This window comes from Streptomyces sp. KLMMK (assembly GCF_036961605.1).
GTDB classification, from domain to species: domain Bacteria; phylum Actinomycetota; class Actinomycetes; order Streptomycetales; family Streptomycetaceae; genus Streptomyces; species Streptomyces telluris.
On the sequence record NZ_JBAMDC010000275.1, the window covers coordinates 1 to 8,803 of the forward strand.

Annotated in this window: 3 protein-coding genes and 1 tRNA gene; 3 read left to right on the forward strand and 1 reads right to left on the reverse strand. The window is 70.9% G+C overall.

Annotated features, from left to right (window positions below):
- The first annotated feature begins 114 nt into the window (after positions 1–114).
- Together V7793_RS27855 and V7793_RS27860 are read left to right on the forward strand one after the other, a co-directional pair.
- On the forward strand, positions 115–816 hold the full coding sequence (locus V7793_RS27855; protein ID WP_336011307.1) for a DegT/DnrJ/EryC1/StrS family aminotransferase: 702 nt from the start codon (positions 115–117) through the stop codon (positions 814–816).
- A gap of 85 nt (positions 817–901) precedes the next feature.
- A tRNA-Thr gene (locus V7793_RS27860) sits at positions 902–974 on the forward strand.
- Between the two features lie 77 nt (positions 975–1,051).
- Here V7793_RS27860 and V7793_RS27865 read toward each other — a convergent pair.
- Complete coding sequence (locus tag V7793_RS27865; RefSeq protein ID WP_336011310.1) at positions 1,052–3,712, reverse strand: SpoIIE family protein phosphatase; 2,661 nt, start codon at positions 3,710–3,712, stop codon at positions 1,052–1,054.
- Between the two features lie 214 nt (positions 3,713–3,926).
- Here V7793_RS27865 and V7793_RS27870 point away from each other — a divergent pair.
- Positions 3,927–8,803, forward strand: a 4,877-nt coding sequence (locus V7793_RS27870; protein WP_336011313.1) for a HAMP domain-containing protein, incomplete at its 3' end; no start/stop codon positions are given.

Genomic DNA, 8,803 nt, shown 5'->3' on the forward strand with positions numbered 1-8,803 from the left:
ATTTTAGAAAAAGCTCCGGTAGCTGAACTCAGTTCAGCTACCGGAGCTTTTTTATTTCCGCAATGAACTGCGGAGCGTCACGTCGTGTTCACGTCCCCTGGAAACCCTCCAGGCATGGGGACAGTGGAGACGCTCACGGCAGCGGGCATCGGTGCAGGCGACGAGGTCGTCGTGCCGTCGTACGCGACGGCGGACGCGGCCGAGGCGGTACGCCGGGCCGGAGCCGTACCCGTGTTCGCGGACATCGACCCGGAGAGCCTCTGCCTGGACCCGGACTCGGTCGCCGCCACGCTCACCCTCCGCGCTGCCGCAGTGATGCCCGTTCACCTGTTCGGCCGCCGCGCCGACCTGGCCGGCCTACGCACCGTCGCCGACCGGCGCGGATTGCTCGTGGTCGAGTACGAGCAGCATGCGCGGCACGAGCCGCCGGCTCCCGTGGACGAGAGCACCAGGCGGAAGTGGGCGCACGCCGCGTACCTGAACGCCCGGCTGCGGGGCGTGGTGACGCCCGCCGTGCCCCCGGGCGTTGAACACGGCTACCACTCCTATGTGGTGCGCGTGCCGGGCAACGGCCGGCCGGACCGCGATGCGTTCGCACGGGCACTGCGGGCCCGCGGCGTACGGTGCCACGTGCCCGTACAGACGCCCGTACACCGACTTCCCTCCTACCGGCGTGATTTGTGGCTGGCCGAGACCGAGCGGGCCGCCGATCAGTGCCTGGCGCTGCCAATCGACGCCGCCACCACGGAGCGGGAGCTGCACCGCGTCGTGGCCGTCTGCAATGCGCTGGGCGGGCTGGTTCCGGAAGCCGCTTGAGCGAGGTCCCCGCGAGCCTCCGGCGCGGCCGCCCCACGTGGTCAAAAGTGCGTACGAACATGGGGTATGCTTTATCTCGTTGCCGGCCCCAATAGCTCAGTCGGCAGAGCGTCTCCATGGTAAGGAGAAGGTCAACGGTTCGATTCCGTTTTGGGGCTCAATGAAAGAAGGCCCCCGCCAAATGGCGGGGGCCTTCTTCGTATTCACGCCCCGGGTATTCACACCCCGGCCGTCCTCACGGCAGCTCCGGCACCCGCATCGCCAGGATCGCCATGTCGTCGGACGCGGGCTCCGCGGCGAAGCGCTCGACCGCCCGCAGCACCCGGGCGGCCACCGCCCCCGCCGTCAGCCCCGTACAGGTCGTCAGCAGGTCGGTGAGGCCGTCGTCGCCCAGCATGCGCGTGCCCTCGCGGCGCTCGGTCACGCCGTCCGTGACGCACAGGAGGACGTCCCCCGGTTCGAGGGTGACCGTCTGCTCGTACAGCTCCAGGTCCTCCATGACGCCCAGCAGCGGCTGCGGGTCCGCCGCCGCCTCCACCGTGCCGTCCTGGCGCAGGCGCAGCGGCAGGGGGTGGCCGGCGCAGACGACCTTGAGGATCGCGCTGCCGTCCTCCTGGGGCCACAGCTCGCCGTACAGCAGCGTCAGGAAGCGGCTGCGGGCGCCCTCGTCGAGGATGGCGGCGTTCAGGCGCTCGAGGACGGCCGGGCCGCCGTAGCCCTCGCGGGCGAGGAGGCGCAGGGCGTGGCGGGCGAGGCCGGTGACCGCCGCGGCCTCGGGCCCCGTGCCGCAGACGTCGCCGATGGCGAAGCCGTAGGCGCCGTCGCGGATGGGGAACAGGTCGTAGAAGTCGCCGCCGACCTCGTTGCCCTCGCCCGCGGCGCGGTAGATGACGTCGACCTCGACGCCGGGGACGTGCAGCAGCTCCGGCGGGAGGAGGCTGCGCTGGAGGGACTGGCTGATGGCGGTGCGCTCGCTGTAGAGGCGGGCGTTGTCCAGCGCTAGGGCGGCCCGGCGGGAGAGGTCCTCGGCGAGCTCCAGGATCTCCTGGCGGAAGTGGTCGTCGGTGGGCTTGCCGAGGGTGAGCATGCCGATGACGCGGTTGCGGGCGACGAGCGGCAGGACGACCGTCTCTCCGCCGACGGCGGCCGCCGTGGCGAGGGAGGTGCTGGGCGCGGCCGCGTGGCGGTCGCTCTCGGCGATGCCGAGGGTGCGCAGGGAGCCGCGGAGCGCGGCGGCGTGGGCGGCCTCGGAGGGGGCGGTCCAGATGCGGGCGCCGGGCGTGGGGACGGGGTCCGGCGGGGCGAGCCGGCCGAGGAGGGTCTTGAGGCCGTCGATGCGGTCCTCGTCCTCGTGCAGCACGTAGGACAGTTCGGGCTCGGATGCGGGGTCGGCCACGGTGTAGACCGCGCACCAGGTGGCGAGGGTGGGCACCGTCATCTGTGCCATGAGGGCGAGGGTCTGGTCGCGGTCGAGGGTGCCGGCGAGGAGGTCGGAGGCCTCGACGAGGAAGGAGAGGGAGCCGCGGCGCAGGCGTTCGAGTTCGTTGAGGCGGGCGCGCTCGACGGCCAGGGCGATGCGGTCGGCGGCGAACTGCAGGCGGAGCGCTTCTTCGTTGCTGTAGCGGCCCGGGGCCTCCGCGGCGACGCCCAGTGAGCCGGTGAGGCGGCCCTCGACCTTGAGGGGGACGGTGACGACCGAGCGCATGCCGGTGTCGTTGAGGAGGGGCACGGCGCCGGGGAGGACGGCGAGGTCCTCGTGGACGGCGGGCATCCGTGCGGAGCCGTAGCGGCCGGTGCCGGCCTCGACGGGGACGCGGGCGAAGCGCTGGCGGGCGGAGGGCAGGCCGGTGGAGGCGCGCACCTCCAGCTCGGTCTCGTCGTCGGTGGCCAGCAGGAGGTAGGCGGCGTCGCCGTCGAGCATGTCGCGGGCGCGCTCGACGGTGCGCTGGAGGAGGCCGTCGAGGTCGTCGGGGGCGGGGGAGCCGATGAAGACCTCGAAGGGGTCGGTGACGGTGCCCCGGTCGGTGGTGCCGCTGTCGGATGCGGCGGGGGTGCGCTGCAGGCTCTGCAGGACGGCGCGCTCCTCCTCGCGCACCAGCAGGCAGACGGTGGAGGGGGCGCCCTCGTTGTCGCGGACGCGGAGGTGGGAGGCGTAGACGGGTGTGATGCGGCCGTCGGCGCCCCTTATGCCGTAGGACCCCTCCCAGCGGGACAGGCGCAGGGCTTCGGCGATGCCGGTGGAGGTGCCGGGGGTGTGGGGCCAGGCGGCGAAGTCGGTGAGCGGCTTGCCGAGGACCTGGTCGGCGGCGAAGCCGAAGAGGGAGTCCGCGTCGTCGTTCCAGGCGGTGATGCCGCCGCCGCGGTCGAGCTGGACGACGGCGACGCGGACGCGGGCGTCGGCCACCGGCAGGGACTCGGTGGGCAGGGCGGGGCCCGCGGAGCGGGTGCCGGCGGGGCGGTCGGGCAGGTCGAGCTGGAACCACACCTGCTTGTGGGTGGGGGTGTACTCGACGCCCCAGCGGGTGGCCAGGGCGGCGCACAGCAGCAGGCCGCGGCCTCCCTCGCGGTCGACGCCGCCGATGCGCCGGGCGGAGCTCTGCAGGGGCACCTCGCGCTCGGGATAGCGGTCGGCGACCTCGATGCGCACGCCGGTGGCGGTGCGCATGCACAGGACGTCGGCGGCGGTGCCGGCGTGGACGACGGCGTTGGTGACGAGCTCGCTGGTCAGGACGACGGCGTCGTCGATGATGTCGGGGTGGCCCCAGCCCTGGAGGGTGTCCCGGACGAAGGCGCGGGCGGAGGCGACCGAGCGTCCGACCGGCTCGAAGGTGGCGGCAGCCCGCGCGGTGATCACAGGTCTCCTCGTCGTGTAGGTCTCGGCGATCTGCTCACCCATGTCGCAGCGCCCCTCCATTGCCCTGGCCGGATGCCAGGTTACTTACCTTCACCGCACAGGCGGAGGCCGGTGCGAACGGATTCCACCTTGGGAGTGCCCGCGGACCGTGTGCGATGCTGCCGAACTGTTATGGCCTGGCCGGGCCGGGGTGAAACACTGGGAAAGATTGAAGTGGAAGCCCGACGAGGATGATCGACCCTGCGGGAGGGACACGGTGGAGTCTGGCGCGGAGGCGCGGGGCGTGAGCACGCGCGCGAAGGGCGGACGGTCCCGGGCCAATGGGACGACGGAAGTCGACACGGCGGCCTTGACCAGGCTGCTGACGGCGCTGTCCGCCATGCGTGACGGAAACTTCCGGAAGCGGCTGACGGTCTCCGGCGACGGGGTGATGGCCGAGATCGCCGCGGTCTTCAACGAGGTCGCGGACCGCAATCTGCAGCTCACCGGGGAGCTGGCCAGGGTGCGCCGGGTCGTGGGCCGTGAGGGCAAGCTCACGGAGCGGCTGGAGGTCGGGGCCTGCGAGGGCGCCTGGGCCGCCGCGATCGACGCGTCGAACGCCCTGGTGGACGACCTGGTGCGGCCGGTCTCCGAGGTGGGGCGGGTGCTGTCGGCGGTGGCCGAGGGCGACCTGGAGCAGCGGATGGACCTGCGCTCGCAGGGGGCGGACGGGGCGGCGCATCCGCTGCGCGGCGAGTTCCTGAAGGTCGGGCGTACGGTCAACGGCCTCGTGGACCAGCTGTCGGCGTTCACCGACGAGGTGACGCGGGTCGCGAGCGAGGTGGGCACCGAGGGCAAGCTGGGCGGCCAGGCCCGGGTGCGCGGTATGTCGGGTTCGTGGAAGGACCTGACGGATTCCGTCAACACGATGGCGTCGAGGCTCACCGCTCAGGTGCGTGACATCGCTCTCGTGACGACGGCGGTCGCCAAGGGCGACCTCTCCCGCAAGGTCACGGTGCACGTGGCCGGGGAGATGCTGGAGCTGAAGAACACCGTCAACACGATGGTCGACCAGCTGTCCTCCTTCGCCTCCGAGGTCACGCGCGTGGCGCGCGAGGTGGGCACGGAGGGCGAGCTCGGCGGCCAGGCGCAGGTGCCCGGCGTCGCGGGCGTCTGGAAGGACCTCACGGACTCCGTCAACCTGATGGCCGGGAACCTGACCGCGCAGGTGCGGGGCATCGCGCAGGTGACGACGGCGGTCGCCAACGGCGATCTCTCGCAGAAGGTGACGGTCAGCGCGCGGGGCGAGATCGCCCAGCTGGCCGAGACGATCAACCAGATGACGGAGACACTGCGCACCTTCGCCGACGAGGTGACGCGGGTGGCCAGCGAGGTCGGCGCGGAGGGCCGGCTCGGCGGTCAGGCCCAGGTGCCGGGTGCGGCGGGTACGTGGAAGGACCTCACCGATTCGGTGAACACCGCCTTCCGCAACGTCACGACGCAGGTGCGGGACATCGCCCAGGTGACCACGGCCGTGGCCAACGGCGACCTGGGCCAGAAGGTGACCGTCGACGTCTCCGGCGAGATGCTGGAGCTGAAGAACACGGTCAACACGATGGTGGACCAGCTGTCCGCCTTCGGTGCCGAAGTCACCCGCGTGGCGCGGGAGATCGGCGTCGAGGGCGAGCTCGGCGGCCAGGCCGCGGTGCCCGGCGCGGCGGGTACGTGGAAGGACCTCACCGACTCGGTGAACACCGCCTTCCGCAACCTCACCGGGCAGGTGCGCAACATCGCCCAGGTGACGACGGCGGTCGCCAACGGCGATCTCTCGCAGAAGGTGACCGTTGACGTCTCCGGCGAGATGCTGCAGCTGAAGAACACCGTGAACACCATGGTCGACCAGCTGTCCTCGTTCGCCGACCAGGTCACGCGCATGGCGCGCGACGTCGGCACGGAGGGCCGGCTGGGCGGTCAGGCCCGGGTGGACGGTGTCAGCGGCACCTGGAAGGAGCTGACCGACTCGGTCAACTTCATGGCGGGCAACCTCACCTCCCAGGTGCGGCAGATCGCGCAGGTGACCACGGCGGTCGCGCGCGGCGACCTCTCCCAGAAGATCGACGTGGACGCGCGCGGCGAGATCCTGGAGCTGAAGAACACCATCAACACGATGGTCGACCAGCTCTCGGCCTTCGCCGAGCAGGTGACCCGGGTCGCCCGCGAAGTGGGTACGGACGGCAGGCTGGGCGGTCAGGCGCAGGTGCCGGGCGTGGCCGGAGTGTGGCGCGACCTCACGGACTCCGTCAACGGCATGGCGGGCAACCTGACGGCGCAGGTGCGCAACATCGCGCAGGTCGCGACGGCCGTCGCGCGCGGTGACCTGTCGCAGAAGATCGACGTGGACGCCCGGGGCGAGATCCTGGAGCTGAAGAACACCCTCAACACGATGGTGGACCAGCTGTCGTCGTTCGCCGATCAGGTCACGCGCGTGGCCCGCGAGGTCGGCACCGAGGGCATCCTGGGCGGCCAGGCCGAGGTGCAGGGCGTCTCCGGCACCTGGAAGGACCTCACCCAGTCGGTCAACTTCATGGCCAACAACCTCACTTCGCAGGTGCGCAACATCGCCGAGGTGACGACGGCCGTCGCCAAGGGCGACCTGTCGAAGAAGATCACCGTCGACGCGAAGGGCGAGATCCTCGAACTGGTCACCACCGTGAACACGATGGTGGACCAGCTCTCGGACTTCGCGGAGCAGGTGACGCGGGTGGCCCGCGAGGTGGGCACCGAGGGGCAGCTGGGCGGTCAGGCGCGGGTGCGGGACGTCACCGGCATCTGGAAGGACCTCAGCGACAACGTCAACCTGATGGCCAACAACCTCACCAGCCAGGTCCGTAACATCTCGCAGGTCGCGGCGGCGGTCGCCAACGGCGACCTGACCAAGAAGGTGACGGTCGAGGCGCGCGGCGAGGTCGCGCAGCTGGCCGACACCGTCAACACCATGGTGACGACGCTGTCGTCCTTCGCGGACGAGGTCACGCGCGTGGCGCGCGAGGTGGGCACGGACGGCATCCTGGGCGGCCAGGCGCGCGTGCCGGGCGTCAGCGGCACCTGGAAGGACCTCACGGAGTCCGTGAACGCCATGGCCTCCAACCTGACGGGCCAGGTCCGCAACATCGCCATGGTCACCACGGCCATCGCCCAGGGCGATCTCACCAAGAAGATCGACATCGATGCCCGCGGCGAGATCCTCCAGCTGAAGACGACCATCAACACGATGGTCGACCAGCTGTCGTCCTTCGCCGAGCAGGTCACGCGCGTGGCCCGCGAGGTGGGTACGGAGGGCCAGCTGGGCGGCCAGGCGCGGGTGCGGGACGTGGACGGCACCTGGCGGGACCTGACCGAGTCGGTCAACGAGATGGCCGGGAACCTGACCCGGCAGGTGCGGGCCATCGCCGAGGTCGCCACGGCGGTGACCCGCGGCGATCTCAACCTCAAGATCGACGTGGACGCGGCCGGCGAGATCCTGGAGCTCCAGGACAACATCAACACGATGATCGCCAACCTCCGCGAGACCACCCTGGCCAACAAGGAGCAGGACTGGCTCAAGGGCAACGTCGCCCGGATCTCCGGCCTCCTGCAGGGCCGCCGGGACCTGGACGACGTCGCCGGGCTGATCATGAGCGAGCTGACGCCGGTGGTCTCCGCGCAGCACGGCGCGTTCTTCCTGGCCATGCCGACGGGCTCGCCGTCCGGTCAGGGCGCGGAGGACGGCCGGGACGCCTACGAGCTGCGCATGCTCGGCTCGTACGGCTACTCGATGGGCTCCATGCCCACCTCCTTCCGGCCGGGCGAGACGCTGATCGGCACCGCGGCGAAGGAGAAGCGGACCATCCTGGTGGAGAACGTTCCGCCGGGCTACCTGAAGATCGCCTCCGGTCTGGGCGAGGCGCCTCCGGCGCACGTCATCGTGTTGCCGGTGCTCTTCGAGGGCCAGGTGCTCGGCGTGATCGAGCTGGCCTCCTTCCAGCCGTTCGCGCAGATCCAGAAGGACTTCCTCAACCAGATCGCCGAGATGATCGGCACGAGCGTCAACACCATCAGCGTCAACACCAAGACGGAGATGCTGCTCAAGCAGTCGCAGGAGCTCACCGAGCAACTGCGCGAGCGGTCGGCCGAGTTGGAGAACCGGCAGAAGGCGCTGGAGATCTCCAACGCGGAGCTGGAGGAGAAGTCCGAGCGGCTGGCACGGCAGAACCGCGACATCGAGGTGAAGAACACCGAGATCGAGGAGGCCCGGCAGGTGCTGGAGGAGCGCGCCGAGCAGCTCGCGGTCTCGATGCGCTACAAGTCCGAGTTCCTCGCCAACATGTCGCACGAGCTGCGCACGCCGCTCAACTCGCTGCTCATCCTCGCGAAGCTGCTCGCCGACAACGCGGACGGCAACCTCTCGCCCAAGCAGGTGGAGTTCGCCGAGACCATCCACGGTGCGGGCTCGGACCTGCTGCAGCTGATCAACGACATCCTGGACCTGTCCAAGGTCGAGGCGGGCAAGATGGACGTCAGCCCGACCCGTATCGCGCTCGTCCAGCTGGTCGACTACGTGGAGGCCACGTTCCGGCCGCTGACGGCGGAGAAGGGGCTCGACTTCTCCGTACGGGTCTCGCCCGAGCTGCCGGCCACGCTGCACACCGACGAGCAGCGGCTGCTGCAGGTGCTGCGCAACCTCCTGTCGAACGCGGTCAAGTTCACCGACACCGGCGCGGTGGAGCTGGTCATCCGGCCGGCCGGCGGGGACGTCCCGGACACCATCCGCGAGCAGCTCCTCGAAGCGGGCTCGCTGCGCGACCCGGACGGCGAGGTGATCGCCTTCTCGGTCACCGACACCGGCATCGGCATCGCGGCCAGCAAGATGCGCGTGATTTTCGAGGCGTTCAAGCAGGCCGACGGGACGACCAGCCGCAAGTACGGCGGCACCGGCCTCGGGCTGTCGATCAGCCGGGAGATCGCCCGGCTGCTCGGCGGCGAGATCCACGCCGCGAGCGAGCCCGGCCGCGGCTCCACCTTCACCCTCTACCTCCCGCTCAACGCCGGTGAGCTGCCGCCGCAGGGCTACCCGCAGCTCGCGCCGGGCAGCCGGCCCGAGCCCGGCGCCGAGCA